The 24,694-nt window shown below is 60.8% G+C and carries 21 protein-coding genes and 1 riboswitch; of the genes, 13 read left to right on the top strand and 8 right to left on the bottom strand.

From position 1 onward, the window contains the following. Positions 1 to 230 precede the first annotated feature (230 nt). Positions 231 to 1,838 (bottom strand): MASE1 domain-containing sensor histidine kinase, encoded by a 1,608-nt coding sequence (locus ISN74_RS08815; RefSeq protein ID WP_188798969.1) that lies wholly within the window; start codon positions 1,836 to 1,838, stop codon positions 231 to 233. A gap of 43 nt (positions 1,839 to 1,881) precedes the next feature. Between ISN74_RS08815 and ISN74_RS08820 the strand changes: the two genes are divergently transcribed. Further along, positions 1,882 to 2,517, top strand: a complete 636-nt coding sequence (locus ISN74_RS08820; RefSeq protein WP_188798970.1) for a response regulator — start codon at positions 1,882 to 1,884, stop codon at positions 2,515 to 2,517. Positions 2,518 to 2,783: 266 nt separating this feature from the next. Here the strand turns inward: ISN74_RS08820 and recN are convergent, their stop codons facing one another. Beyond that, on the bottom strand, positions 2,784 to 4,457 hold the full coding sequence (recN, locus tag ISN74_RS08825) for a DNA repair protein RecN (RefSeq protein WP_188798971.1): 1,674 nt from the start codon (positions 4,455 to 4,457) through the stop codon (positions 2,784 to 2,786). A gap of 221 nt (positions 4,458 to 4,678) precedes the next feature. Between recN and hrcA the strand changes: the two genes are divergently transcribed. The 7 genes from hrcA to ISN74_RS08860 all read left to right on the top strand — a co-directional run bounded on the left by hrcA (position 4,679) and on the right by ISN74_RS08860 (position 12,656). After that, positions 4,679 to 5,728 (top strand): heat-inducible transcriptional repressor HrcA, encoded by a 1,050-nt coding sequence (gene hrcA / locus ISN74_RS08830; RefSeq protein ID WP_188798972.1) that lies wholly within the window; start codon positions 4,679 to 4,681, stop codon positions 5,726 to 5,728. A gap of 348 nt (positions 5,729 to 6,076) precedes the next feature. Continuing rightward, entirely contained in the window at positions 6,077 to 6,616 is a 540-nt protein-coding gene (grpE, locus tag ISN74_RS08835; protein ID WP_188798973.1) for a nucleotide exchange factor GrpE, read from the top strand. Positions 6,617 to 6,734: 118 nt separating this feature from the next. After that, the gene (gene dnaK / locus ISN74_RS08840) at positions 6,735 to 8,663 is read left to right on the top strand and encodes a molecular chaperone DnaK (protein WP_188798974.1); all 1,929 of its coding nucleotides are present in this window, start codon (positions 6,735 to 6,737) and stop codon (positions 8,661 to 8,663) included. 65 nt (positions 8,664 to 8,728) lie between these two features. Further along, positions 8,729 to 9,316, top strand: a complete 588-nt coding sequence (locus ISN74_RS08845) for a TMEM175 family protein (RefSeq protein WP_188798975.1) — start codon at positions 8,729 to 8,731, stop codon at positions 9,314 to 9,316. Further along, positions 9,303 to 10,430: a molecular chaperone DnaJ gene (dnaJ, locus tag ISN74_RS08850; RefSeq protein WP_188798976.1), complete on the top strand. Its 1,128-nt coding sequence runs from the start codon at positions 9,303 to 9,305 to the stop codon at positions 10,428 to 10,430. Before ISN74_RS08845 ends, dnaJ begins: the two co-directional genes overlap by 14 nt. A gap of 65 nt (positions 10,431 to 10,495) precedes the next feature. Continuing rightward, positions 10,496 to 11,305, top strand: a complete 810-nt coding sequence (gene dapB / locus ISN74_RS08855; RefSeq protein WP_188798977.1) for a 4-hydroxy-tetrahydrodipicolinate reductase — start codon at positions 10,496 to 10,498, stop codon at positions 11,303 to 11,305. A 117-nt stretch (positions 11,306 to 11,422) separates the two neighbouring features. Beyond that, positions 11,423 to 11,549, top strand: a riboswitch (yybP-ykoY riboswitch). 105 nt (positions 11,550 to 11,654) lie between these two features. Further along, positions 11,655 to 12,656, top strand: a complete 1,002-nt coding sequence (locus ISN74_RS08860) for a sodium:calcium antiporter (RefSeq protein ID WP_188798978.1) — start codon at positions 11,655 to 11,657, stop codon at positions 12,654 to 12,656. A gap of 39 nt (positions 12,657 to 12,695) precedes the next feature. On the opposite strand, the gene ISN74_RS08865 is transcribed toward ISN74_RS08860, so the two are convergent. Next, positions 12,696 to 13,400, bottom strand: coding sequence for a 2OG-Fe(II) oxygenase (locus ISN74_RS08865; protein ID WP_188798979.1), 705 nt, complete (start codon positions 13,398 to 13,400; stop codon positions 12,696 to 12,698). Between the two features lie 213 nt (positions 13,401 to 13,613). Between ISN74_RS08865 and carA the strand changes: the two genes are divergently transcribed. From carA to greA, 3 genes are read left to right on the top strand one after another with little or no spacing between them, the layout of a single operon-like run. After that, positions 13,614 to 14,741 carry a glutamine-hydrolyzing carbamoyl-phosphate synthase small subunit gene (gene carA, locus ISN74_RS08870; RefSeq protein ID WP_188798980.1) on the top strand — a complete coding sequence of 376 codons (1,128 nt, stop codon included), beginning with the start codon at positions 13,614 to 13,616 and terminating at the stop codon, positions 14,739 to 14,741. 1 nt (position 14,742) lies between these two features. After that, positions 14,743 to 17,970 carry a carbamoyl-phosphate synthase large subunit gene (gene carB / locus ISN74_RS08875; protein WP_188798981.1) on the top strand — a complete coding sequence of 1,076 codons (3,228 nt, stop codon included), beginning with the start codon at positions 14,743 to 14,745 and terminating at the stop codon, positions 17,968 to 17,970. Then, a complete protein-coding gene (greA, locus tag ISN74_RS08880) occupies positions 17,967 to 18,443 on the top strand; it encodes a transcription elongation factor GreA (protein ID WP_188798982.1) in 477 nt (158 codons plus the stop codon). Before carB ends, greA begins: the two co-directional genes overlap by 4 nt. Before the next feature lie 77 nt (positions 18,444 to 18,520). Here the strand turns inward: greA and ISN74_RS08885 are convergent, their stop codons facing one another. Further along, positions 18,521 to 19,237, bottom strand: coding sequence for a CPBP family intramembrane glutamic endopeptidase (locus ISN74_RS08885; protein ID WP_188798983.1), 717 nt, complete (start codon positions 19,235 to 19,237; stop codon positions 18,521 to 18,523). A 138-nt stretch (positions 19,238 to 19,375) separates the two neighbouring features. Between ISN74_RS08885 and ISN74_RS08890 the strand changes: the two genes are divergently transcribed. Further along, a complete protein-coding gene (locus tag ISN74_RS08890; protein ID WP_188798984.1) occupies positions 19,376 to 20,020 on the top strand; it encodes a TetR/AcrR family transcriptional regulator in 645 nt (214 codons plus the stop codon). Positions 20,021 to 20,118: 98 nt separating this feature from the next. On the opposite strand, the gene ykgO is transcribed toward ISN74_RS08890, so the two are convergent. The 4 genes from ykgO to ISN74_RS08910 form a co-directional block, all read right to left on the bottom strand. Continuing rightward, the gene (ykgO, locus tag ISN74_RS08895; RefSeq protein ID WP_008215056.1) at positions 20,119 to 20,244 is read right to left on the bottom strand and encodes a type B 50S ribosomal protein L36; all 126 of its coding nucleotides are present in this window, start codon (positions 20,242 to 20,244) and stop codon (positions 20,119 to 20,121) included. A gap of 63 nt (positions 20,245 to 20,307) precedes the next feature. Continuing rightward, positions 20,308 to 21,219, bottom strand: a complete 912-nt coding sequence (locus tag ISN74_RS08900) for a LysR family transcriptional regulator (RefSeq protein ID WP_188798985.1) — start codon at positions 21,217 to 21,219, stop codon at positions 20,308 to 20,310. A gap of 233 nt (positions 21,220 to 21,452) precedes the next feature. Then, complete coding sequence (locus ISN74_RS08905; protein WP_188798986.1) at positions 21,453 to 23,471, bottom strand: NADPH-dependent 2,4-dienoyl-CoA reductase; 2,019 nt, start codon at positions 23,469 to 23,471, stop codon at positions 21,453 to 21,455. Positions 23,472 to 23,552: 81 nt separating this feature from the next. Then, positions 23,553 to 23,813: an acyl-CoA-binding protein gene (locus tag ISN74_RS08910; protein WP_188798987.1), complete on the bottom strand. Its 261-nt coding sequence runs from the start codon at positions 23,811 to 23,813 to the stop codon at positions 23,553 to 23,555. Positions 23,814 to 23,921: 108 nt separating this feature from the next. Between ISN74_RS08910 and cmk the strand changes: the two genes are divergently transcribed. Then, positions 23,922 to 24,602 carry a (d)CMP kinase gene (cmk, locus tag ISN74_RS08915; protein ID WP_188798988.1) on the top strand — a complete coding sequence of 227 codons (681 nt, stop codon included), beginning with the start codon at positions 23,922 to 23,924 and terminating at the stop codon, positions 24,600 to 24,602. Positions 24,603 to 24,694: the final 92 nt, after the last annotated feature.

A 24,694-nucleotide genomic window follows, 5' to 3' on the forward strand; every position in this document is an offset into this window, starting at 1 on the left:
GTCCGCCCGGCGGCTTACCGTTGTCTCTTGACTGCTTGGGTATCCGAGTTGCTCGAGATACACGCGTTTGTCCAGACTCCGGCGGAATGGCGTCCTGCCATTCTTCGGGCCTGCCGTCCCCACGGCTGGCCCGTGCTCACCATCTTGCGATGGCGGCTCCCCCACATCGATGAGCTGATCCTAACGAACCCTTTACAGGGTCGGTATTGGAAAATTTCCTAGTTACAGTGTCACAGGTCACTTGTTTCGCGGCGTGCAATGGTGCTACGCAGCAAAATACGCAGGTGGACGCCTTGCTTATCGGGGCGCAGTCGGAAAAGCCCACCCAGTGATGTCACGCGGTCGCGCATGCCCTGCAGGCCCCGGCCGCCGCGCGGTACGCGCTCGGGCAGGCCGACGCCGTTGTCGCGGATATCCAGCAACGCTAACGCCGTACCCGTGCGCTCGCCGATGCGCAGGCGCAGACGGAATTCGCTGGCCTGGGCATGTTTCACCGCATTGGTGGCGCTTTCTTGTGCCAACCGGTAGATCGCGGTGCGGATGTCTTCTTCCAGCAAACGCGGATCGCCGTGCAGTTCAGTGTGATAAGCCATGCCGGCGGTGGCCATCAAGTCGCGGATCGGGCCTTCGTCCAGTGCGCGCATCAGGCCGAATTCGTCGAGCACCGCAGGACGCAGATCGTCCAGCAGTCGATGCAGGGCGCGTCGCATGTGGCCAAGAATGCTGTTGATCGACGTGACAATGTCTTCCATGCCGGCTTGCAGCAGGCGAGTCTGTGCGAGCTTCACGTGCGTCTGGATGGCAGTGAGGTTCTGGCCCAGTTCGTCATGCAGTTCTGCGGCCATGTGGCGACGCTGGTTTTCTTCAGCCTGCATGTTGCCGCGGGCAGCGTCGCGCAATTGCCGCGCAAGATGATCAAGACGCCGGTTTACCGCAGCCAGGTACACGTTTTGTTCTGCCACGCGTGCACTGCTGCGTCGAAGTGCATCGGTGGCCGAGCCAAGCATCAGGGCACCGGTGCCGGCGACAGCAAGGAACATATGCGAGGACGCGGTAGGTATCACATGGGTAAACACCCGGTCGACCAAGGCCATGCCCAAGCTGGAAACCAGCATCGACAGACTGGCGCCACGCCAGCCATGACGGAAGGCAAAAAACAGCACTGGCGCCAGCGAAAGCACACGGGCGAATTCGCGTTGCGGTGCAGCCTGTTCGGTGAGAATCAGCAGGATGATCAAGGCGGGCAGCATCACCAGCAGACCATCCATCAGCAGCTCGGACATCTCCTGCTTCGACGGCCTTGCACGCCAGATCATGATCAATGGTGGCACCAACAACAGCAGGCCTACGTAGTTGCCAAGCAGTTCGTCGCCCAGCGCATGCAGCAAGCCTACCGGCGGTAGCTGATGGACCAGGGCCAGCATCAAGGCATCGGTGGCGGTTGCCGCGACCACCGTGAAGCCGGCCGATAGCAGTAGCCGCGACACTTCTTCCGGATCGCGAAGCGCAGGTCGCAAGTTGGCGCGGCGCAACAGGCCCAGACACAGCGCCACCACGATCGGTTGCGGCAGATCGCCATAGACAAAAGCGCGCCAGCCCATCGAATAGCCGTGCAGGTAATCGATCAGACCTGCGGCAATCAATTCACCGCCAATCAGCCAGCCCCAGTAACGCACGGGAGAAAGCAGTAGCACGCCGAAGCGCAGGCCGAATTGCAGGGTCCAGTCCGGCTGCGCCGTGGGCCATAACAGCGCCCAGAGCAGGGCATAACCGAGGCCGACGAGCGGGCCTGATGTAAGAGTAAGGGCAGATTTGAGTTGCATTCGGAGATGGTACATGCGGACCGCTTCCGTCCGCCGCGCAGGCTGCTACAGTGCATCCATGCACAGCATAGTTCTGGTCGACGATCACGCTATCGTCCGCGAGGGGTTCAAACGGCTTATCGAGATGGAGCCCGACCTGGAGGTCGTGGCCGAGTGTCGTAATGCCGATGACGCGGTGGAAGCCATCAGCCAGCGCCGGCCGGATCTGGTCGCGCTCGATCTTTCATTGCCCGATGGCAGCGGCTTGCCGTTGATCGAACACCTGCGCAGCGTGGCTACCGGAACGCGCATCGTGGTGCTGAGCATGCACGATGGCGAACCTTATGTTTCTGAAGCGCTGCGCCGTGGCGCCAGCGGCTACGTCACCAAGGGCGCTGCACCGGAAGAGCTGGTGGCTGGCTTGCGTGCGGTGATGCGTGGCGAGCAGTTCCTCAGTTCCGACTTGCGTCAGCGTCGCGCCGAGCGGCCGAACGATACGCTGGATCCAATCGACCGCCTTACCGCACGCGAGCACGAGGTATTTCTGCTGCTAGCGGCGGGGCGTGCCCCAAAGCAGGTGGCGGCAGAGCTGGGGATCGGGCAGAAGACGGTTTATATCCATCGTGCCAGCTTGATGGGGAAGCTGGGAGCGGGGTCGGAACTGGATTTGTACCGGATTGCCAGTGAGCGGGGATTGCTGCCGATTCGTGGATGAGATTGCAGCGTGTTGGGTTTCCCCCAGGATCGAATCTGGAGTAGCCCAACCTACGATACGTATCTCACCGCATCGTCATTCCGGCGAAAGCCGGAATCCATCGTCGGCTATGCGTCATGGGTGGACAAGAAACGGTTTTGCGTGCTTTACGCAAGTATAAAAATGGATTCCGGCCTTCGCCGGAATGACGGCGCGGTAAGTCAGGTAATTGGAAGGCGTGGTTTCCCGGCTAAATAACGAAACAGAAGCTCAAGAAACGCGAGCACTCAAGCTGTCTGCGCCTGCTCCAACATCTTCTTTGCATGCGCCCTGGTTTCTTTCGTGATTTCCACGCCGCCGAGCATGCGCGCCAGCTCATCGCGTCGCCCTTCGGTATTCAGCGCCTCGATCCTCGTATGCGTCGAGTTGCCTTCACTGTGTTTGCTCACCCGCAGATGCGCATGACCTTGTGCAGCAACCTGCGGCAGATGCGTGACGCATAGCACCTGGCAACGCGAACCGAGCGCACGAAGTTTCTGGCCGACGACTTCGGCCACGGCGCCGCCGATGCCGGTATCGACTTCGTCGAAGACCATGCAGCCGATGGTGTCTTTACCCAGTGTGGCAACTTCGATGGCCAGGCTGATGCGGGCGAGTTCGCCGCCGGAAGCGACCTTGCGCAGCGGGCGTGGTGGCTGACCGGGGTTGGCGCTGACCAGCAGTTCGCAGCGTTCGCGGCCTTGCGGATCCGGATCGCTGTTTTCAGCCGGCTCGAGCGTGACTTGCAGTACGCCGCCGGCCATGCCGAGTTCGCTCATCAACGCGCTGACTTCTTTGCCAAGCCGTTTGGCGGCAGTCTGGCGGGATTTGCTCAAGGCATCGGCGGCCTTGGCGTAATCGCGTTGCAGCTGATCGCGTTGGGCAGCGAGCCGTTCGAGCGCATCGCCTGCGTTTTCCAGCTCGGTGAGCTCGGTCTGCATCGCGGCGCGCTTGTCGTCGAGTTCGGCCGTTGGCAGGCGATGTTTGCGGGACAGTTCGTGCAGGCGCATCAGGTGCGTATCGACTTCGGCATAGCGCTCCGGGTCGAGATCGACGTCTTGCGCGTAATGTTCCAGGCTGTCGACCGCTTCGTTGAGCTGGATCTGTGCGTTGTCGAGCAATTCCAGCATCGGTGCCAGGCGATCATCGAGCGCGGCAAGCCGACCCAGTTCGGCGTGTGCACGGCCCAGGGCCTGACGCAGTGCGAACTCGCTATCGCCGTCGAGCAGTTCGACCACGCCCGTGATGCCTTCGGTGAGCTTGCTGGCATTGGCCAGGCGCTTGTGGCTGGCCTCCAGCTCGGTCAGCTGAGCGGGAGGGAGCGCCCACTTTTCCAACTCGGTGAGTTCGTGGCGCAGCAATTCGAGGCGGTGCTCGCGATCGTCGCCGCCGCTCAGCTTGCGGATGCGCGCACCAATCTCGCGCCACTGCTGGGCCAGATCGCGCACCTGGGCGACCTGCTTTTCATTTTCCGCATAGGCGTCGAGCAGGTTCAGTTGATGTGCGCGTTCCAAGAGTGCCTGGTGTTCGTGCTGTCCATGGATCTCGACCAGCAGCGCCGCCAGCTCGCCCATCTGGCCGATCGTGGCGGGGCGGCCATTGATCCACGCGCGGGAACTGCCTTCGGCACGGATCACGCGGCGCAATTGGCAGGCGCCGTCCTCGTCCAACTCCTCCCGCTTCAGCCAGCCATGGGCGTCGGGCAGCTGTTTCAGGTCGAATTCGGCTACCAGTTCGGCGCGGTCACTGCCGGCGCGCACGATGCCACTGTCAGCGCGGGCGCCGGCCAGCAGCATCAGGGCATCGACCAGCAGCGATTTGCCGGCGCCCGTCTCCCCGCTGACCACGGTCAGACCAGGGCCAACGTTGATGTCGGCTTCTTCAACAACGGCGAGATGGCGGACGTAGAGGGAGGTGAGCATGGTCAAGGGCGGCAGTGGATCGGACGATTGTAAGGTGGAGCAGGGCATGCGGGGAGGCCACACTGATATGGTCGGCTTTCCTAGTTCCCCCACGCTCAGAGGAGCGAGAACAGAGAATGCCCGGACGCCGCAAGCCGCGCGTTCCCGGGTCCCTTGCTCCTTTCTTGCATTCTCTGCGCGCAAACCTTATTTCTTTACCGTCTCACGGATTGCCACAGCGCATGCCCCATCATCACGATCTCGATATTCGCGCCCGCCGCCTGTTGCGCACCTTGATTGCGCAATATCTGGCCGATGGCGAGCCCGTGGGGTCGCGTACGCTGTCGCGTTCGTCCGGGCTGGACGTGAGTCCGGCCACCATCCGCAACATCATGGCCGACCTGGAAGAGGCCGGGCTGGTGGCGTCGCCGCACACCTCAGCCGGGCGCATTCCCACCCCGCGCGGCCTGCGCCTGTTCGTGGACAGCCTGATCGAATTGCAGCCGCTGCCACGCGACGAAATGGTCCGCCTGCAGCGGGAGCTGCCGCCTGGGCCGATGACCGTGCGTGACATGGTGGGCAATGCTTCGGCGCTGCTTTCGGCGATGACCCACTTTGCTGGCGTGGTGACTGTGCCGCGCCAGACCGATTTCCCGCTGCGCCACATCGACTTCATGACCTTGCCCGATGCCCGGGTGCTGGTGATCCTGGTGTTTTCGGACAATCAGGTACAGAACCGCGTGATCCAGCTGGCCAAGCCGCTGGATAGCCGCGAACTGGAGCAGGCGGCCAATTACATCAACGAGCACTTCGTTGGCTTGCGCGTAGACGACATCCGCGCGCATCTGTTGCTCGAGTTGCGCGAGGCCAGCAGTGAATTGCACCAGTTGCTTTCCAGTGCGGTGGAACTGGCCGCGGCCTCGTTCGCGCCGCAAAACGAGGATGTGCTGGTTAGCGGCCAGACCAACCTGATGGCCTATTCAGAGCTGGCCAATCTGGACCGCCTGCGCGAGCTGTTCGAGGCGTTCCAGAAGAAAAACGAGTTGCTGCAGTTGATGGAGATCTGCGCCAAGGCGCCAGGCGTGCGATTATTCATCGGTGAGGAATCGGGTTTTGCCGCTCTGGATGGTTGCAGTGTGGTCACGGCCAGTTATGGTGCGCAGGGCAGGTTGCTTGGGGCCGTCGGGGTGATCGGTCCGACCCGGATGGCCTATGAACGTGTGATTCCGGTGGTGCAAGCCACTGCGGGTTTACTCAGCGAAGCCTTGAATCGCGCGGCTACGGCCTCATAAAACGCCACGGGAGGCTGAGAGCCTGCTTATGGCCCCTGCGTGGCTCGCGCCGGGAGCTGTTTGCTCGCACGGCAAGGATGAGCGAAGGAGTGTATGTCGATACACGACTGAGCGAAGACGCAGGCGTGGGGGCAAACGGACCCGGCCCGGAGGGTTGCGATTGAGCAATCACCATATGGCAACGCGCGGCTTGACCTGACGGTAGGTCAGGCGCTGTGCCACGCGTTACCATCTGCCGGTTGCTCAATCACAACGCGGGCTACGCAGGGGCCATAAGCAGGCTCTTTTGCCCGCAAGTTTTGACGGTCGGTACAGCGTGCCGGCCACGGACGATGTTTGGAGTTATTCATGCACAACAGCAGCGATTCACCGTCGCCGAACGAGGCGCCTGAGCACGGCGCACAGGCCACTGCTTCGGGCCATGAGCTTGAGGGTTTGAAGGCCAAGGTTGCCGAACTGGAGACCAGCAACAAGGAGTTGCGCGAGACCGTGCTGCGCGAGAAGGCCGAGCTGGAGAACCAGCGTCGCCGCCTGCATCGCGATCTTGAGCAGGCCCGCCGTTTCGCCAACGAGAAGCTGCTGAACGAGTTGCTGCCGGTCTACGACAGCCTCGAACGCGGCCTGACGGTGGAAGGCGGCGATGTGAGCGCGATGCGCGAGGGGCTCAACCTCACGCTGAAGGAATTGCTTCGCATCGCCAGCAATAACGGGTTGGTGCAGGTTGATCCGGTCGATCAGCCGCTCGATCCGGAGCGTCATCACGCAGTGAGCATGGTCGAAGCGCCGGGCAAGGCACCGGGCACCGTGGTTACTGTGCTGCAGAAAGGTTATGTGTTGAACGATCGCTTGTTACGCCCGGCATTGGTGGCCGTGGCCAAGGACGACTGAACGGCGCCTGCAAATTCAGTACTGCAGGGTTTAGCTGATATTGAACGCCTTTCAGCAAAACCCCATCTGATAGCCATTCGCGGCCGAGGGGCCGCTCACGAGATTCCGGAGCATAGACATGGGCAAGATCATCGGCATTGACTTGGGCACGACCAACTCGTGCGTCGCCATCATGGATGGCAGCACCACCAGGGTGATTGAAAACTCGGAAGGTGATCGCACCACGCCATCCATTGTGGCGTTTACCAAGGATGGCGAAGTGATGGTTGGCGCACCGGCCAAGCGCCAGAGCGTCACCAATCCCAAGAACACGTTCTACGCGGTGAAGCGCCTGATCGGCCGCAAGTTCACCGATGCCGAAGTGCAGAAAGACCTGCATATCGTGCCCTACGGCATTGTCGCGCACGATAACGGCGACGCCTGGGTGCAGACCTCCGACGGCAAGAAGATGGCGCCGCAGGAAATCTCCGCCAAAGTGCTGATGAAGATGAAGAAGACCGCCGAAGATTATCTCGGCGAGCCGGTCACCGAAGCGGTGATCACCGTGCCGGCCTACTTCAACGACAGCCAGCGCCAGGCGACCAAGGACGCCGGCAAGATTGCCGGTCTGGAAGTGAAGCGCATCATCAACGAGCCGACCGCTGCTGCGCTGGCCTATGGCCTGGACAAGAAGGGTGGTGATCGCAAGATCGCGGTGTATGACCTCGGCGGCGGCACCTTCGACGTGTCGATCATCGAGATCGCCGAAGTCGACGGCGAGAAGCAGTTCGAAGTGCTGGCCACCAACGGCGACACCTTCCTGGGTGGCGAAGACTTCGACATGCGCGTCATCGATTACCTGATTGAAGAATTCAAGAAGGATCAGGGCATCGATCTGCGCAAGGATCCGCTGGCGCTGCAGCGTCTGAAGGATGCGGCCGAACGCGCCAAGATCGAGCTGTCTTCGGCGCACCAGACCGAAGTGAACCTGCCGTACGTCACGGCCGACGCCTCCGGTCCGAAGCATCTCAACATCAAGCTCACCCGCGCCAAGCTCGAAGCGCTGGTGGAAGATCTGGTGAAGAAGACCATCGAACCCTGCCGCACCGCGCTGAACGACGCTGGCCTGCGCGTGTCCGACATCGACGAAGTGATCCTCGTCGGTGGTCAGACCCGTATGCCGAAGGTGCAGGAGTCGGTGAAGGACTTCTTCGGCAAGGAACCGCGCAAGGACGTCAATCCGGATGAAGCGGTCGCCGTGGGCGCCGCAATTCAGGGTGGCGTGCTGGGTGGTTCGGTGAAGGACGTGCTGCTGCTCGACGTCACCCCGCTGTCGCTGGGTATCGAGACGATGGGCGGCGTGATGACCAAGCTGATCGAGAAGAACACCACGGTGCCGACCAAGGCATCGCAGGTTTTCTCCACGGCCGACGACAACCAGACCGCGGTGACCGTGCACGTGCTGCAGGGCGAGCGTGAACGCGCCAATGCCAACAAGTCACTGGGCAAGTTCGATCTTGCTGGTATCGAGCCTTCCCCGCGCGGCATGCCGCAGATCGAAGTGACCTTCGATATCGACGCCAACGGCATCTTGCACGTGTCGGCCAAAGACAAGAAGACCGGCAAGGAACAGCGCATCGAGATCAAGGCCGGTTCGGGCCTCTCCGAAGAGGAGATCCAGCGCATGGTGGCCGACGCCGAAGCCAACAAGGAAGAAGACCGCAAGTTCCATGAACTCGTCGGTACGCGCAACAAGGCCGACCAGCTTGTACATGCCACGCGCAGCGCGCTGAAGGAGCACGGCGGCAAAGTGCCTGGTCAGCTCAGCGAAATCGAAGGCGCTCTGTCCGAACTGGAAAAGGTGAAGGAGAGCGACGACAAGGCGGCGATCGAGTCGAAGATCCAGAAGCTGGAGCAAGTGGCGCAGTCGCTGTATGCCGCTGCCCAGGGTGGCGGTGCCGCTGACGCCGCCGGCGCACAGCAGCATGGCCCGAGCGGTTCGGCACAACCCGACGATGTGGTCGATGCCGAGTTCACTGAGGTCAAGAACGACGGCAAGGCGTCCTGATCGACTAATCAGGTGGAAAACGAGCGTCCGCTTTGCGGGCGCTCGTTGCCTTTGGAGGGAAGGCGATGGAAAAAGGGCGGCTCGAGGCCTTCAGTGATGGCGTACTCGCCATCATCATTACCATCATGGTGCTGGAACTGAAGGTGCCGCACGGCGACGGCTGGGATGTGCTTGTCCAGCAGTGGCCGGTATTCCTGAGCTATGTGCTGAGCTTTATCTACGTCGGCATCTACTGGAATAACCATCACCATTTGCTGCATGCTGCCGAAAAGGTGAATGGCAGTGTGCTGTGGTCCAACCTGCATTTACTGTTCTGGTTGTCGCTGATGCCTGTGACGACCGGATGGATGGGCGAAAACCACTTTGCCAAGGTTCCCGTGGCGATCTACGGTATGGTGCTGCTGATGTGCGCCATTGCCTGGCAGCCACTCCAATACAGTCTGATCTGCGCTAACGGGGGCAAAACCTCCATGCTGGCGCAGGCGCTCGGCAGCGACTGGAAAGGCAAGGTGGCCGTCGCCATATATCTGAGTGGCATTCTGCTGGCGTTCGTGGCGCCGTGGGTGTCGTGTCTACTTTATGCCACGGTGGCAGCGATGTGGTTCATTCCCGATCGCCGCATCGAATCGCGGATCAAGCATGAGCAAGCGTGACTATTACGAAGTCCTGGGTGTCGAACGTTCGGTAGCCGAGGTCGAGCTGAAGAAATCCTTCCGCCGACTTGCGATGAAATATCATCCAGACCGTTGCCCGGACGATCCGCACGCGCAGGAAAAATTCAAGGAGGCCAAAGAGGCCTACGAAGTCCTGTCCGACGCTCAGAAGCGCAGCATGTACGACCAGTACGGTCACGCTGCATTCGAAGGTGGCATGGGTGGTGGCCGTGGTGGCGCTGGCGGTTTCGGCGACATGGGCGATATCTTCGGGGACATCTTTGGCGACATCTTTGGTGGCGGTGGCCGCGGGCGTCCACGCCGTGGTTCCGATTTGCGCTACATCATGGAACTTGATCTCGAAGAAGCCGTATTCGGCATCGAGCGGAAGTTCGACGTTCCCACCCAGGTCAATTGCCATCACTGCAACGGCTCCGGCTCGGATGACGGCAAAACCGCGCAGTGCAAGACCTGCGCTGGGCATGGTCGCGTTCGCATGCAGAATGGCATTTTCTCGATCCAGCAGACCTGCCCGCATTGTGGCGGCAGCGGTCGCGCTATCGAAAAGCCGTGCAGACAATGCCATGGCGAAGGTCATTTGGAAGAAACCCGCACGTTGTCGGTACGCATTCCTGCTGGTGTCGACAACGGCGATCGCATTCGCCTGACCGGGCAGGGCGAAGCCGGTCCGGCCGGCACCGAGCCGGGCGATTTGTATGTGGAAGTGCGCGTGCGCGAGCATGCGATTTTCCAGCGAGAAGGTAACAATCTGTATTGCGAATTGCCGATCCGCTTTGCGCAGGCAGCGCTGGGCGCGGAACTGGCAGTACCGACATTGGAAGGCGAGGTAGGTATCACCATTCCACCGGAAACGCAGACCGGCCAGCAATTCACCTTGCGCGGACGCGGCGTCAAATCCGTACGCGGTGGCCGCACCGGCGACTTGGTATGCCGTGTGGTGGTAGAAACGCCTGTGCGTCTGACGCGTGAACAGCGCGAGTTGCTGGAAAAACTGGAAGCTACCTTCGCCGACAGCGATGCCCATGAACATACGCCGCGAGCCAAGACCTGGGTGGATGGCGTGAAGCAATTCTGGTCGCGTGTGACGTCCTAATCCGCCGATTGTTTGCTCCCTCTCCCCACAGGGGAGAGGGAACAAGAGCTTTAGGAAGTGCGTACATGCCCCAACCAATCCGCCTTGCCATCAACGGCGCTTCCGGTCGCATGGGCCAGGCTCTGCTTGCGCTGCTGCGCGAGGATCGCCGCTTTGAACTCGTGCACGCGGTGGTTTCCGCAGGATCCGAGCACAACGGCACCCCCGTTTTTGCAGGTCTTTCGACTTCGTTGCGCTATTCGCATAACTGGGAAAATGCGCCGTCCATGGATGTCGTCATCGACTTCAGTGGTCCGGAAGGACTGGCTGTGGCGTTGGCACATTGCACCGCAAACGGTATTGCGCTTGTCACGGGCACAACCGGTATCGACGCAGCGCTTGAAGCGAAGCTCGATGATGCAACCAACAGCACCGCTGTTTTACGTGCAGCCAATTTCAGCCTTGGCGTCGCGGTATTGACGCGTTTGCTGCGCGAAGCTGCTGCAGCATTGCCCGACTGGGATCTGGAGATTGTCGAAGCACATCATGGCCGCAAGGAAGATGCGCCTTCCGGCACGGCGCTAGCACTTGGCCACGCTGCTGCTGATGCGCGCAGTACCACGCTAGCAAAGGATGGCGTGTATGTGCGCGAAGGCCGTCCCGGTGCGCGACGCAGCGGCAGTATTGGTTTTGCGGTCGTGCGCGGCGGTGATGTTGTCGGCGAACACACTGCCTTGTTGCTTGGCCATGGCGAACGCGTGGAGCTGAGCCATCGCGCCACGGATCGTTCGATCTTTGCGCGCGGCGCGCTGGAAGCGGCGGCGTGGCTGGTAGCTCGCCAGCCTGGCGCCTACAGCATCGACGACATGCTGCAGGAACGCAGTCGCAAAGCCTGATTGCTGGGAACCCACACTCCCCTGCGAGGCAGGGGAGTGCCGGGTCGGGTTTGTTCAGGGTATTACTCAAGATTTGGCGATGGCTTGTCCGCAAACCTTTGCGCCTGTACCATCCGCCGCAACGTCATTGGGGAGTAGCCATCCTCATAGCATCCAGCCGTCTGGCGATGTCATGAGGAATTCGCGTCAACATACTTGAAGCCTCGTGCTTCATGGCGCGAATGGTTATCGCAGAGGATCTCTCTGCGGTGGTCCGGCGAGACCTTTGGCCACGACACGACTCACCCTGGCCGGGCGAGCTGCGTGCGTGCGCCAATGGTTTTCTCGCTCGCCCGGCCCGGAATCTTTCATGCTGATCACAGCGCTGCTGTTCCTGCTGTCCGCCGGAATCATCTATCTGGCGTGCGAGTACTTCGTCAACGGCATCGAATGGCTGGGACAGAAGCTGAACTTCGGTGCCACAGCGACCGGTACGGTGCTGGCGGCGTTCGGCACGGCGTTGCCAGAAAGTGCAGTGACCTTTGTCGCGGTGATGCTGGGTCGTACGCCGGAAATCCGCGATATCGGTGTCGGTGCGGCGCTCGGCGGCCCTCTGGTGCTTGCTACGATCGCGTACGCCGTTGTCGGCGTCGCCCTTTGGTTCAATCGGCGTCGATTGGGACGTCATGACAACCGCGTGCGTGTGGATCATGCGCGGTTGGCACGGGATCAGTCGTGGTTCCTGTCGATTTTCGTCGTGAAGTGCGGGCTTGGCCTCATTGCCTTTGCGTTCAAGCCGTGGCTTGGGGTGCTATTCCTTGTCGCCTATGCACTCTACGTCTGGCGCGAATTGAGGGGCGAAGATAGCGCCGAACATGACGAAGCGTTGGAGCCACTGAAATTCCAGCCACGTTCGGCGGTGCCATCGCTGGTGATGGTGATCATCCAAACATCGGTATCGCTATGGGTGATTGCCTACGCTTCCCACATTTTTGTTTCGCAGATCGAAACGATTGGCGTGGCGTCGCACATGCCGCCACACTTGATCGCACTGGTGCTGAGCCCGGTGGCAACGGAACTGCCGGAGACGATGAACGCGCTGATCTGGGTAAGGCAGGGCAAGGAGCGTCTTGCATTGGCCAATATCTCCGGTGCCATGATGATTCAGGCCACTATTCCCAGTGCGCTGGCATTGTTTGCGACACCGTGGATGTTTGATGCGCCGTTGATCGTGGCAGGTGTTTTGACTGCCGTCGCGATCATCTATCTAGGGTGGCTGTTCCGCCGCGGCGATGTCGATGGCCGCAAGCTCGTTCCGGTCGCTTTGCTTTATGCAGTATTTGCGGCTTTTGTCGCCTGGTATATCCGCTAAAGCCAGTCTGCGGTTTTCGTCTGGCGCGTAGATAGGCTCTTACGCGTCACGGGTCTTATGCGACGCGTTGCGATCCCGGTCGGCACCCAGCTTGCGGTCGAGCACTCCGAACAGTTTCTTGAATGCACGCGAGAATTTGCCGCGCTTGGTCTTGCGCAGTTTTTCCTCTTCGCTGGTAAGCCAGGCCACCTGGATCACGCGGCGTTCGCCTTCGTACGGCAAGTGGCCATGGAAGGAGTTGTCGCAACGCTTGAACACGGCGAACTCGCCATAGAGCGGCTTGAGCTCGGGCGCAGCCAGATCGTCGATGTTGTCGATCTTGTTGAGAAAGCGCAGGCAGCCATCGCTGGTATCGGGCCATTGCGTGTTCAAGTAGAGCAGGGCTGTGGCGACCTTGGAGCGGCTGTCGGTGTGGATGGTGCCGTGGCGCTTGTTCAGGGCGCGGCACAGGGTGACCAGGGTGGGGTATTGCCCCAGGTTGTCGATTCCGAGGTGACGACCGATGGCGACGGCGAATTGGGGCGTGGTCATCTGCTCGACCAGCGCGTTCACGGATGGGCCGCAGTCGGCAGGATCGTACGGAAAGAAGCCGGCGCTGGCGTACCTGGGGAAGTCGCGCTCCAAATCGGTGCGCGCTTCGTCGGGCAGCTGGCCGTGAGCGATCATGAACGGGAAGGGCTCTTTCCGTATATCAGTATCCGGGCGGTCCAGCCGGACGGGATCGAGCAGAGCTGTTGCGTTCATGGAGCTTCGTAACTTTGGGAGCCAAGTTATTGTCAGTCTAGCGCGAGGTTGTCGCGCATGCGGCGCCACGGTGGAATTTTTCATATTCGTTTCGGTGGACAGAAAGCTCCTTGCCGCCTATCATTTCAACCCGCCCGAGACTTTCTTTGACCCAAGGTCCACAAGCCTGCTTGATGCGGCTTGCGGACCTTGCTGCACCTAAAAGGCGGCCCCATGCCCATTTCCGCTCTGCTTGCCCTCGAAGACGGCAGCGTGTTTCACGGCCAAGCCGTGGGCGCGACTGGTGAGACCGTTGGCGAGGTCGTTTTCAACACGGCGATGACGGGCTACCAGGAGATCCTTACCGATCCTTCCTATGCCCGACAAATCGTCACCCTGACATACCCCCACATCGGCAACACCGGCTGCAACGTCGAGGATGAAGAATCCGCCGCCGTGCACACCGCCGGCCTGATTGTCCGTGACGTGCCACGCCGCGCGAGCAATTGGCGCAGCACCGAGAGCCTGCCCGATTACCTCAAGCGTCATGGCATCGTGGCCATCGCCGGCATCGACACGCGGCGCCTCACCCGCATCTTGCGCGATAAGGGCGCACAGAACGGTTGCATCGTCGCTGGTGAATCGATCGACGTCGATGCCGCGCTAGCCAAGGCACGCGCATTCCCCGGCTTGAACGGCATGGACCTGGCCAAGGTGGTCAGTGTCGACAAGCCCTATAGCTGGAACGAAGGCGTCTACAATCTGGACAGCACGTCGTTCAACCAGCCGGCCAAGCGCTTCAAGGTGGTGGCGTACGATTTTGGCGTGAAGCGCAACATCCTGCGCCTGCTCGCCGAGCGCGGCTGCGAAATCACAGTGGTGCCGGCGCAGACCCCGGCGGCCGACGTACTGGCGATGAAGCCGGACGGTGTGTTTCTGTCCAATGGCCCCGGTGATCCGGCGGCCTGCGATTACGCGATTGCGGCCACGCGCGAATTACTCGCCGCGAAGATCCCTCTGTTTGGTATCTGCCTTGGTCACCAGATCATGGGTGCTGCGGTGGGCGCGAAGACGCTGAAGATGAAGTTCGGCCATCACGGTGCGAACCATCCCGTGAAGGATCATGACGACGGCCGCGTGCTGATCACCTCGCAGAATCACGGCTTCGCGGTGGATGGCGCAACGCTGCCGTCCAACGTGCGCGTGACGCACACCTCGCTGTTCGATGGCTCGCTGCAGGGCTTCGCACTTACCGACCGTCCTGCGTTCTGCTTCCAGGGTCACCCGGAGGCAAGTCCAGGGCCGCACGACATCCGGTATCTATTCGAACGTTTCGCCAAGCTGATGCAGGAGGCCCGCTGAGATGGCCAAGCGTACCGATATCAAGACCATCCTCATCATTGGCGCGGGTCCGATCGTCATCGGTCAGGCCTGCGAGTTCGACTACTCCGGCGCACAGGCCTGCAAGGCGCTAAAGGAAGAGGGCTACCGGGTCATCCTGGTGAACTCCAATCCTGCGACGATCATGACCGACCCGGAAACGGCAGACGCGGTCTACATCGAGCCGATCAACTGGCAGACGGTGGAACGCATCATCGCCAAGGAGCGCCCGGATGCGGTGCTGCCGACGATGGGCGGCCAGACCGGCCTCAACTGCGCGCTTGATCTTGCCGACAATGGCGTGCTCGAAAAGTACAACGTCGAATTGATCGGCGCATCCCGCGAAGCCATTCGCATGGCCGAAGACCGCGAGCTGTTCCGCGTGGCGATGTCCGAGATCGGACTGGAATGCCCGAAGGCGGCGGTGGCGCGTTCGTTCGAACAAGCGGTCGAGATCCAGACCACCGTCGGTTATCCGACCATCATCCGCCCCAGCTTCACGCTCGGCGGTTCGGGTGGCGGCATCGCGTACAACAAGGAAGAATTCGAAGAGATCGTCAAGCGCGGTCTGGAACTGTCGCCGGTGCACGAAGTACTCGTCGAAGAGTCCGTACTCGGCTGGAAAGAATTCGAGATGGAAGTGGTCCGCGACAAGGCGGACAACTGCATCATCGTGTGCTCGATCGAAAATCTCGATCCGATGGGTGTGCACACCGGTGACTCCATCACCGTTGCGCCCGCACAGACGCTCACCGACAAGGAATACCAGCGCCTGCGCGATGCTTCTATCGCGGTGCTACGTAAGATCGGTGTGGATACCGGCGGCTCGAACGTGCAGTTTGGCGTGAATGCCGAGACCGGCCGTGTGGTAGTGATTGAGATGAATCCGCGCGTGTCGCGTTCGTCCGCACTCGCTTCCAAGGCTACCGGTTTCCCCATCGCCAAGATCGCAGCCAAGCTTGCCGTGGGTTACACGCTGGATGAGCTCAAGAACGACATCACCGGTGGCCTGACGCCGGCATCGTTCGAGCCGACCATCGATTACGTAGTCACCAAGATCCCGCGCTTCGCTTTCGAGAAATTCCCGCAGGCGGACGCGCGCCTCACGACGCAGATGAAGTCGGTGGGCGAGGTGATGGCGATCGGCCGCAGCTTCCACGAGTCGCTGCAGAAGGCGCTGCGTGGTCTGGAAATTGGCAAGACAGGCTTGAATCCGACGGGTCTGGATATCGCTAGCGAAGCCGGTTTGGCCACGCTCAAGCGCGAACTGCGCGAGCCCCGCCCGGACCGCGTGTTCCATCTGGCAGATGCATTCCGCGCAGGCTTGAGCCTGGAAGAAGTGTACGACCTCAGTCGCGTCGATCCGTGGTTCCTGGCCGCATTCGAAGACATCGTGGTGACCGAGAAGGACGTGCAGGAGCAAGGTATCACCGCGCTCGATGCAGCACGCATGCGCGAACTGAAGCGCATGGGCTTCTCCGATGCGCGCGTGGCCGAACTCATCAAGACGGACGAAGCCGCCATTCGCCACCTGCGCCGTACGTTGGGCGTGCGCCCGGTGTACAAGCGGGTGGACTCCTGTGCCGCCGAGTTCGCCACCACCACGGCGTACATGTACTCGACCTACGAGGAAGAGTGCGAGGCCAATCCGACCAGCCGTGACAAAATCATGGTGCTGGGCGGTGGTCCGAACCGCATCGGGCAGGGCATCGAATTCGACTACTGCTGCGTGCACGCTGCATTGGCGCTGCGCGAAGACGGGTTCGAGACCATCATGGTCAACTGCAATCCGGAGACGGTTTCGACCGACTACGACACTTCCGATCGCCTGTACTTCGAGCCGCTGACCCTGGAAGACGTGCTGGAAATTGTCGACCTGGAAAAGCCCAAGGGCGTGATCGTGCAATACGGCGGCCAGACGCCGCTGAAACTGGCACGTGCGCTTGAAGCGGCCGGTGCGCCGATCATCGGCACCTCGCCGGATTCGATCGACCTGGCCGAAGACCGTGAGCGTTTCCAGCAGATGATCACCAAGCTGGGCCTGACCCAGCCGCCGAATCGCACGGCACGCAATGCCGATGAGGCGTTGGCGCTGGCGCGCGAGATCGGTTATCCGCTGGTGGTGCGTCCGAGTTACGTGCTGGGTGGTCGTGCGATGGAAGTGGTGTACGACGACGCCGATCTGTCGCGCTACATTCGCGAAGCGGTGCAGGTGTCGAACGATTCACCAGTGCTGCTCGACCGCTTCCTCGATCACGCGGTGGAAGTCGATGTCGACATCATTGCGGACCAGGATGGCAACGTGCTGGTTGGCGGCATCATGGAGCATATCGAAGAAGCCGGCGTGCACTCGGGCGATTCGTCTTGCTCGCTGCCGCCGTATTCGCTCACGCCAGCGGTCCAGGATGAACTGCGCCGCCAGGTTGGCCTGATGGCGAAGGAATTGAAGGTGATCGGCCTGATGAATACGCAGTTCGCCATCCAGGGCGACACGGTGTTCATCCTGGAAGTGAATCCGCGTGCTTCACGCACCGTGCCGTTCGTATCCAAGGCCACCGGCGTGCCGCTGGCCAAGATCGCCGCGCGCAGCATGGCTGGCCGCAGTCTGATCGAGCAGGGTACGACGCGTGAGGTGATTCCGGCCTACTACTCGGTAAAGGAAGCGATCTTCCCGTTCCTGAAATTCCAGAACGTCGATCCGATTCTGGGGCCGGAAATGCGCTCCACCGGTGAAGTGATGGGCGTGGGCCGTAGCTTCGGCGCCGCGTTTGCGCGCGGTCATGATGCTGCCGGCATCAAGACGCCGCCGAAGGGCAAGGTGTTCGTGTCGGTGCGTGATGCCGACAAGGATCGCCTGCTGCCGGTCGCCAAGGGCATCGCATCGCGCGGCTTCACGTTGGTCGCTACAGCCGGTACGGCAAGCTACCTCACCGAACACGGCGTGACCTGCGAACGCATCAACAAAGTGGCTGAAGGCCGGCCACATATCGTCGACCTGATCAAGAACGGCGAGATCGTCTATATCGTCAACACCACCGAGGGCAAGCAGGCGATTGCTGACTCGTTCTCGATCCGGCGCGAGGCCTTGCAGCACCGCGTTACGTACTCGACCACGGTCGCAGGTGCCCGTGCGTTGGTGCATTCACTGGATTTCCACGATACCGGCGAAGTCCACAGCCTGCAGGAACTTCACAAGGAGCTGAGCGCATGAGTCGCGCCCCCATCACCAAAGTTGGTTCAGAGCGTTTGCGGGGTGAATTGGATCACCTCAAATCGGTCAAGCGCCCGAAGGTCATCGCGGACATCGCCGAGGCACGTGCTCATGGCGATCTGAAGGAAAACGCGGAATACCACGCCGCGCGTGAGCAGCAGAGCTTTATCGAAGGCCGCATTGCCGAGCTGGAAGCGGCGCTGTCCACCGCGGAAGTGATCGATGTCTCGCGGCTTGCTGCGGGCAACAAGGTGGTCTTTGGCGCCACAGTTGCACTGGAAGATGAAGACAGTGGCGAGTCGGTGACCTATCAGATCGTGGGCGACCTGGAAGCCGACATCAAGCAGCGCCTGATTGCGGTGTCCTCGCCCATTGCTCGCGCCTTGATCGGCAAGAGCGCAGGCGACAGTTTCGAGTTCAAGGCGCCCAACGGCGTCAAGCGCTACGAAATCACGGGCGTCAGCTACGAGTGATCAGCAAGATCCGCCAAACCGGCGGGTCGTTCAAAAGATAAGCCGGGCTTCGATATCGAAGCCCGGCTTTTTTGTGGTCAGTCGGATCGGGGATTGAAGCCTCTGATGAGAGCTTGAGCATTCGCCGGATCATCTTCCGCAGGGTTGTAGATCAGCAAGATCCGCAGATCGACCACGATATGTATCAGGATCGGCAGGATCAGGTTTCCGGAGAGAATGGCGAGCATGCCGAACACCAGGCCTGCAGTGGTTGTTTCGATCACGCCTTGCTTGCCTTGGTAGATATGCCCGATACCGAAAGCCAGAGAACTAAGCAGCCAGGCGGGCAGCAAAGCGAGGGAAGGGCCCTCTGCAAGATGCCCGCGCAGATATTGGAGCAGGAAGCCCCGGTACAGCAGTTCCTCGCATGCACCTGCCGTTACGCTCAACAGCACCCACCACGCTCGCTCCCGACGGGAGACGGGCAGCATGAAGCGAATGAACGACGACCGGTAGGCCTTGAGATAGGTTTTGCGAGTGCCTTTATCGAACAGGCATTTGATGCTGGGCCACAGTATCCAGAGGAAGAGCAGGGCAATGACCGCTACAAGCGGCGCGAAGACGAGTGGCCGGCCATCCAGCCAAGGAAGATCGCCAGGATGCCGTGGAGTCACCAGCAACGTGTCGAGCGGCGCTAGCGATACAGTCACCCCGGTAACTATCCAAGTCCCAATGACGCCGCGCCGATAAAAGGCCAGGCGCGCGGATTCGCTGCTGAAGCGCTTGAGGCGCTGCAGGGTCGGCAGATCGATCAAGGGAAATACCACGACCAGCGCAATCGCCAGGACAACCTGTGCTGTGCCGATGTATGGATGCAGATCCATTGAAATCTCTGGAAAGTAAATGTAAATTTACATTTACATATTTGCGATGCCGTTGTCCAGAACACGCCGATGCCTAGAGCTGTTACGCACCACGAACCCAAGCAGCAGCGCAGCCGGGACACCCTGGAGCGCTTGCTTGCAGCCACCCTGAAGATGCTGGAAGAAGAGGGGCTGGATGGCGCTACCGTTCCAAAGATCGCCAAGGCTGCCAAGGTGGCACCGGCCAGTGTCTATCGCCGGTTCGTAGACAAGGAAGCACTTCTGCGTGCCACCTTCCTGCACGTCCTTAGCCAAAGCAACGACATGAATCGCGACGCCATCGCCAAGGCGGTGCAATGCGAGACCTTGGAAGCCACCGTGGCGAGGGTGATCAGTGCCCTGTTTGAGCAATACCGACATCATCCGCGTTTCTTGCGGGCCCTGGTGCGATTCATGGACAACGACAAGGACGAGGCATTCGTCAGGGAGGCGCGGCTACATATTGCCGAAAACATCAACGTGATCGTCGACGCACTACTGCCTTTCAGTGCAGCGATTCGGCATCCATCTCCGCGTCGGGCGCTACAGTTTGCGTTGCTTTCGGCGGGTAGCGCCATGGAAGCTTATGCGCTCGACAGCAACTCGTTATGGCATACCGTGCTGCCGCTCTCCGGGAAGGAACTCAAGGCCGAGTTGACGCGCGGCTTGGTGGCGTATTTGCAGCAAGCTGGATGATGATTCCTGAGCATGAAAAAGCCGCCTTGCGGCGGCTTGATACAGCCATAAAAAAAGCCGCTGTTAAAGCGGCTTCTTTTAGGTCTTCGCGATAGCAATCAACGCTGACGCGCCTTGAAGCGCGGGTTGCTCTTGCAGATCACGAACACTTTGCCGCGACGGCGCACAACCTTGCAGTCACGGTGCCGCTGCTTGGCGGACTTCAAAGAGGAAAGCACCTTCACGGCAGGCTCCTGAAACGAGATGAGTCAAAGACAGCGCGCAAGTATAACGATTTGAATCACTTATCACAAGCCCAGGGAAGCCTTGGCGTCGGCGACCGTTTCGAGAAACTGCGAAACCACCGGCGAGGGGCTTTCGGCCCGGCTGGCTACTGCAAGCAGGAGATAGGCATCCGGATCGGCCAGGGGCACGTAGCTGACACCTGCCAGTTTGACGGCCTGCATGCTCGCTGGCACCAAAGCCATGCCGATACCGGCCGCGACCAGCGCCAGCAAACCGTTGAGCTGCTGGGCCTGCTGGCGAACCACAGGATGGAATCCGGCTTTGGCGGCCAGCCGGACCAGGCGATCGTATAGCGTTGCGGCTAGCTCGCGCGGCTGGATCACGAACGGCTCCCCAGCCACCTCGGCCAGTTCCAGTTGCTTGCGGCTGGCCAGGCGATGACCTTCAGGCAGGGCGAGCAGCAGCGGTTCGCGGTCGATCACGTCTATCCGCAAGGCGTATGCGTCATCTTCGTGATTGGGCACATCGCGCACCAGGCCGACATCGATCTGGCCCTGGCGGATCGCGGCAAACTGGGGCTCGGTATACATCTCGCTCAGCCAGATCCGGACATTGGGCGCGTTCTGGCCCATCCGGATCAAAATTTGGGGCAGGGCAGGATGGAACGACACCGAAACCGTATAGGCCAGCCGCAGATGGCCGCTGTATCCGGCCGCAGCCTCGGCCACCTGGATGCGGGCGTCATCGGCCATGGCCAGGATCTGCCGGGCATGTTCCAGGAACAGCTTGCCGGGCTCGGTAAGGGTGACATTGCGCTTGTCGCGTTCCAGCAGGCGGATACCCAGGTCGTGCTCAAGTGCCTGGATTTGCTGGGAGAGCGGCGGCTGCGAAAGGTGCAGGCGCTGTGCCGCGCGGGTGAAGCTCAGCTCCTCGGCGACGGCGATGAAGTAACGCAGTTGGCGAAAATCAAACATATATGACTTTCGTATAAATGGGGCCTCAAATATATATTTGATTCTGTATCGCGTCGATCATAATATAGTCCCTGTCGCGGCACTTACCCCCCTCCCCCCGAGTGCCGCTGACCCTCGCCCCGCAGCGACGCTACCCCCGCGGTATTCGGCATCCCTCCCCAGAGCCAATACCGACGCGTCGCTAGCGGGGCGCTTCCTTTTCTGCTTCCCAGATAACGACTTATAGCGCTTTGTTAAAGCGCTGCAGCCAGTCGTGTGCCTTGAGCGATGGCGCGTTTGGCGTCCAGTTCGGCCGCTACGTCAGCCCCGCCAATCACATGCACGCGTTGTCCCTGGGCGATCAGTGCATCGGCCAGCGCCCGGTTTGGCTGCTGGCCGGCACAAATGATCACGTGATTGACGGGAAGGACCTGAGCTTCGCCATCCACCGTGATGTGCAAGCCGTCATCGTCAAAGCGTTCGTAGGTGACGTTGCCGAGCATCGTGACTTGCTTGTTCTTCAGTGTGGCGCGATGGACCCAGCCGGTGGTCTTGTTCAGGCGTGCGCCGGGACGTCCTTCGCTGCGTTGAAGCAACCACACTTGCCTCGCCGGTGCTTCCGGTTGTGGCGAGGTCAAGCCACCGCGTTGCGCCAGTTGCATGTCGACACCCCATTCGCGCGTCCAACGTTCCACGTCCATGGTGGGCGAAGGTGCGTGTTCGGTCAGGAATTCGGCCACGTCAAAACCAATGCCGCCAGCGCCGACGATGGCGACGCGATGTCCCACCAGCTTGTTGTGGGCAAGGATGTCGAGATAACTCAATACGCGTGGATCGTTGCTGCCCGGAAAGCTCACTTTGCGCGGCGTGATGCCGGTTGCCACGACTACGTCGTCGAAGTTCGACGCGGTAATCGAGGCGACATCGGCTATTTCGCCCAGACGCATGCGCACGCCGACATCCGCGAGCCGATTGCGGAAGTAGCGTAGTGTTTCGTGGAACTCTTCCTTGCCGGGAATGCGCTTGGCGTAATTGAATTGGCCACCAATTTCGCAGGCGCCATCGAATAACGTCACATCGTGGCCGCGCTCGGCAAGCGTCGTTGCGCAAGCCAGACCAGCAGGGCCAGCGCCGATGACGCCGATACGCTTGCGCGTCTGTGTCGGGGCAATCTGCAGTTCGGTTTCATGGCAGGCGCGCGGATTGACCATGCAACTGGCGCGTTGATTCTGGAAGACGTGATCAAGGCAAGCCTGATTGCACGCGATGCAGGTGTTGATGCGCTCACTGCGACCGTTTTTTGCCTTGGTCGCCCAATCCGGATCAGCAAGTAGCGGTCTTGCCATCGAAACCATGTCAGCTTCGCCGCCGGCAAGAATCTGCTCAGCCACCTCAGGCATGTTGATGCGATTGGTGGTGATCAGCGGAATCGATACTTCGCCTTTCAGCTTCTTCGTCACCCAAGCGAAGCCAGCACGCGGCACGCTGGTGACGATGGTGGGTACGCGCGCCTCGTGCCAGCCGATGCCGGTGTTGATGATGCTGGCGCCAGCCGCTTCGATAGCCTTGGCCAGCGTCACGATTTCCTGCCAGTCCTGTCCACCTTCGACCAGATCGAGCATCGACAGTCGATAGATGATGATGAAGTCCGGACCGACCGCAGCGCGCATGCGACGCACGATTTCGGTGGGAAAACGCATCCGTCGTGTTGCATCGCCACCCCATTCATCACTGCGCTGATTGGTGCGTGCGGCGATGAACTGATTGATCAAATAGCCTTCCGAACCCATCACTTCGACGCCGTCGTAGCCCGCATCTTGGGCGAGCTTCGCGCAGCGGACGAAATCGTTGATGGTGCGTTCGACGCCGCGCGCACTGAGCGCACGTGGTGTGAACGGCGTGATGGGTGATTTGATCTTCGACGGTGCTACCGAGAGCGGATGGTAGCCATAGCGTCCGGCGTGCAGGATCTGCATGCAGATGCGGCTGCCTTCGGCATGCACGGCATGGGTGATCTTGCGGTGTCGCGGCTTGTGCCAGGGCATAGTCAGGCGGCCGCCAAATGGCTTGAGCCAGCCTTCGATGCTCGGTGCGATGCCACCGGTCACCATCAGGCCCACGCCACCGCGGGCGCGTTCGGCGAAATAGGCGGCCAGCTTGTCGAAGTCGGCAGCTTTGTCCTCCAGCCCGGTGTGCATCGAACCCATCAGGATGCGGTTGGGCAGGGTGATGCGGCCCAGCGGGAGAGGAGCGAAGAGGTGGGGGTAATCCATACGGTGCCGTCTTCAAACGATCGTATGAATGTGCCTGCTATGCGCCTTGGGCGCAAGTGGTCCCGGGAGGGCAGGTGAAGCTCAGGTCAGCAATTGTCGTACCAGTGCAATGTATTGCCGCCGGGCTTCGTCCTGCGACATGCCTTTCAACAACGTCCAGGCTTCCTTCTTGGCGGTACCTATGAAATCGAAGAAACCTGGATCGCAGCCATGGACATCGCCACCGTTGCCCTGCTTGTAGAGCGCGTAAAGCCTTAGCAGCGTGTCGTTGTCCGGGCGTTCGTGCAGTAGTTGTTTGATGTCCGCAGCGGCTTGCTCGAACTCGCGTTGGAGATCATTCATGGCAGGTGGCTGGTACGGGAGAGTGGTCGGTTGAGAGCTGGAAAGCATGCGCTTGGAACCCCTGTAAACGCGTTAAGCTAAGCACTTCCCGTGCCATCAGGTCACTCCATGCAAACACGTCCGCCTGCGCCCGTACTCACCATCGACGGACCATCCGGATCTGGCAAAGGCACCATCAGCCGGCTGGTCGCCGAACATCTTGGCTGGCGGTTACTGGATTCGGGGGCGCTTTACCGTGCCGTGGGCTATGCGGCAGGGGCGGCCGGACTGGATCTGTCCGATGCCGAAGCAGTCACCCGCTGCGCCGAATCCACCCGAATCCACTTCCGGGCGGCGCCTAATGATGGCGAAACGCGGGTAATCGTCAATGGCCATGATGCCACGGATGAGCTGCGGACCGAGACCGCCGGGGCGGCAGCGTCCGCGATTGCATCGATCCCTTCCGTCCGCAAAGCCTTGGTAGACCTGCAGTTGAGCTTCCGCAAGGCGCCCGGGCTGGTGGCCGACGGGCGGGACATGGGGACGGTGATCTTTCCCGATGCACCGTTCAAAGTGTTCCTGACCGCCAGCGCCGCCGAAAGGGCAAAAAGACGCTATAAGCAGTTGAAGGAAAAGGGACTGAGCGTTACACTTGCATCCCTTCAGAGCGAAATTGAAGCGCGTGACACCCGCGATGCCTCGCGAGCTGTTGCGCCGCTCAAGCCCGCCGCCGATGCACTGCTGGTCGATACCACCGGCATGGGGATCGAAGACGTGGTCGCTAAAGTTCTGGCCGTCGTGAAGCCGTAAAGCGGTCACGGCGGCTTTGGTGCTTCATGTCGCGGCATGAAGTTTTGGGTCAACGGTGCCAGGGAGTAATCCCGAAACACCCACAACCGGTG

Source organism: Dyella caseinilytica (assembly GCF_016865235.1).
Taxonomy (GTDB): domain Bacteria; phylum Pseudomonadota; class Gammaproteobacteria; order Xanthomonadales; family Rhodanobacteraceae; genus Dyella_B; species Dyella_B caseinilytica.

Excerpts from the sequence above, each read along its gene's own strand:
- ISN74_RS08815 (WP_188798969.1), bottom strand. The coding sequence starts at position 1,838 with ATGTACCATCTCCGAATGCAACTCAAATCTGCCCTTACTCTTACATCA.
- ISN74_RS08820 (WP_188798970.1), top strand. The coding sequence starts at position 1,882 with ATGCACAGCATAGTTCTGGTCGACGATCACGCTATCGTCCGCGAGGGG.
- recN (WP_188798971.1), bottom strand. The coding sequence starts at position 4,457 with ATGCTCACCTCCCTCTACGTCCGCCATCTCGCCGTTGTTGAAGAAGCC.
- hrcA (WP_188798972.1), top strand. The coding sequence starts at position 4,679 with ATGCCCCATCATCACGATCTCGATATTCGCGCCCGCCGCCTGTTGCGC.
- grpE (WP_188798973.1), top strand. The coding sequence starts at position 6,077 with ATGCACAACAGCAGCGATTCACCGTCGCCGAACGAGGCGCCTGAGCAC.
- dnaK (WP_188798974.1), top strand. The coding sequence starts at position 6,735 with ATGGGCAAGATCATCGGCATTGACTTGGGCACGACCAACTCGTGCGTC.
- ISN74_RS08845 (WP_188798975.1), top strand. The coding sequence starts at position 8,729 with ATGGAAAAAGGGCGGCTCGAGGCCTTCAGTGATGGCGTACTCGCCATC.
- dnaJ (WP_188798976.1), top strand. The coding sequence starts at position 9,303 with ATGAGCAAGCGTGACTATTACGAAGTCCTGGGTGTCGAACGTTCGGTA.
- dapB (WP_188798977.1), top strand. The coding sequence starts at position 10,496 with ATGCCCCAACCAATCCGCCTTGCCATCAACGGCGCTTCCGGTCGCATG.
- ISN74_RS08860 (WP_188798978.1), top strand. The coding sequence starts at position 11,655 with ATGCTGATCACAGCGCTGCTGTTCCTGCTGTCCGCCGGAATCATCTAT.
- ISN74_RS08865 (WP_188798979.1), bottom strand. The coding sequence starts at position 13,400 with ATGAACGCAACAGCTCTGCTCGATCCCGTCCGGCTGGACCGCCCGGAT.
- carA (WP_188798980.1), top strand. The coding sequence starts at position 13,614 with ATGCCCATTTCCGCTCTGCTTGCCCTCGAAGACGGCAGCGTGTTTCAC.
- carB (WP_188798981.1), top strand. The coding sequence starts at position 14,743 with ATGGCCAAGCGTACCGATATCAAGACCATCCTCATCATTGGCGCGGGT.
- greA (WP_188798982.1), top strand. The coding sequence starts at position 17,967 with ATGAGTCGCGCCCCCATCACCAAAGTTGGTTCAGAGCGTTTGCGGGGT.
- ISN74_RS08890 (WP_188798984.1), top strand. The coding sequence starts at position 19,376 with ATGCCTAGAGCTGTTACGCACCACGAACCCAAGCAGCAGCGCAGCCGG.
- ISN74_RS08900 (WP_188798985.1), bottom strand. The coding sequence starts at position 21,219 with ATGTTTGATTTTCGCCAACTGCGTTACTTCATCGCCGTCGCCGAGGAG.
- ISN74_RS08905 (WP_188798986.1), bottom strand. The coding sequence starts at position 23,471 with ATGGATTACCCCCACCTCTTCGCTCCTCTCCCGCTGGGCCGCATCACC.
- ISN74_RS08910 (WP_188798987.1), bottom strand. The coding sequence starts at position 23,813 with ATGAATGATCTCCAACGCGAGTTCGAGCAAGCCGCTGCGGACATCAAA.
- cmk (WP_188798988.1), top strand. The coding sequence starts at position 23,922 with ATGCAAACACGTCCGCCTGCGCCCGTACTCACCATCGACGGACCATCC.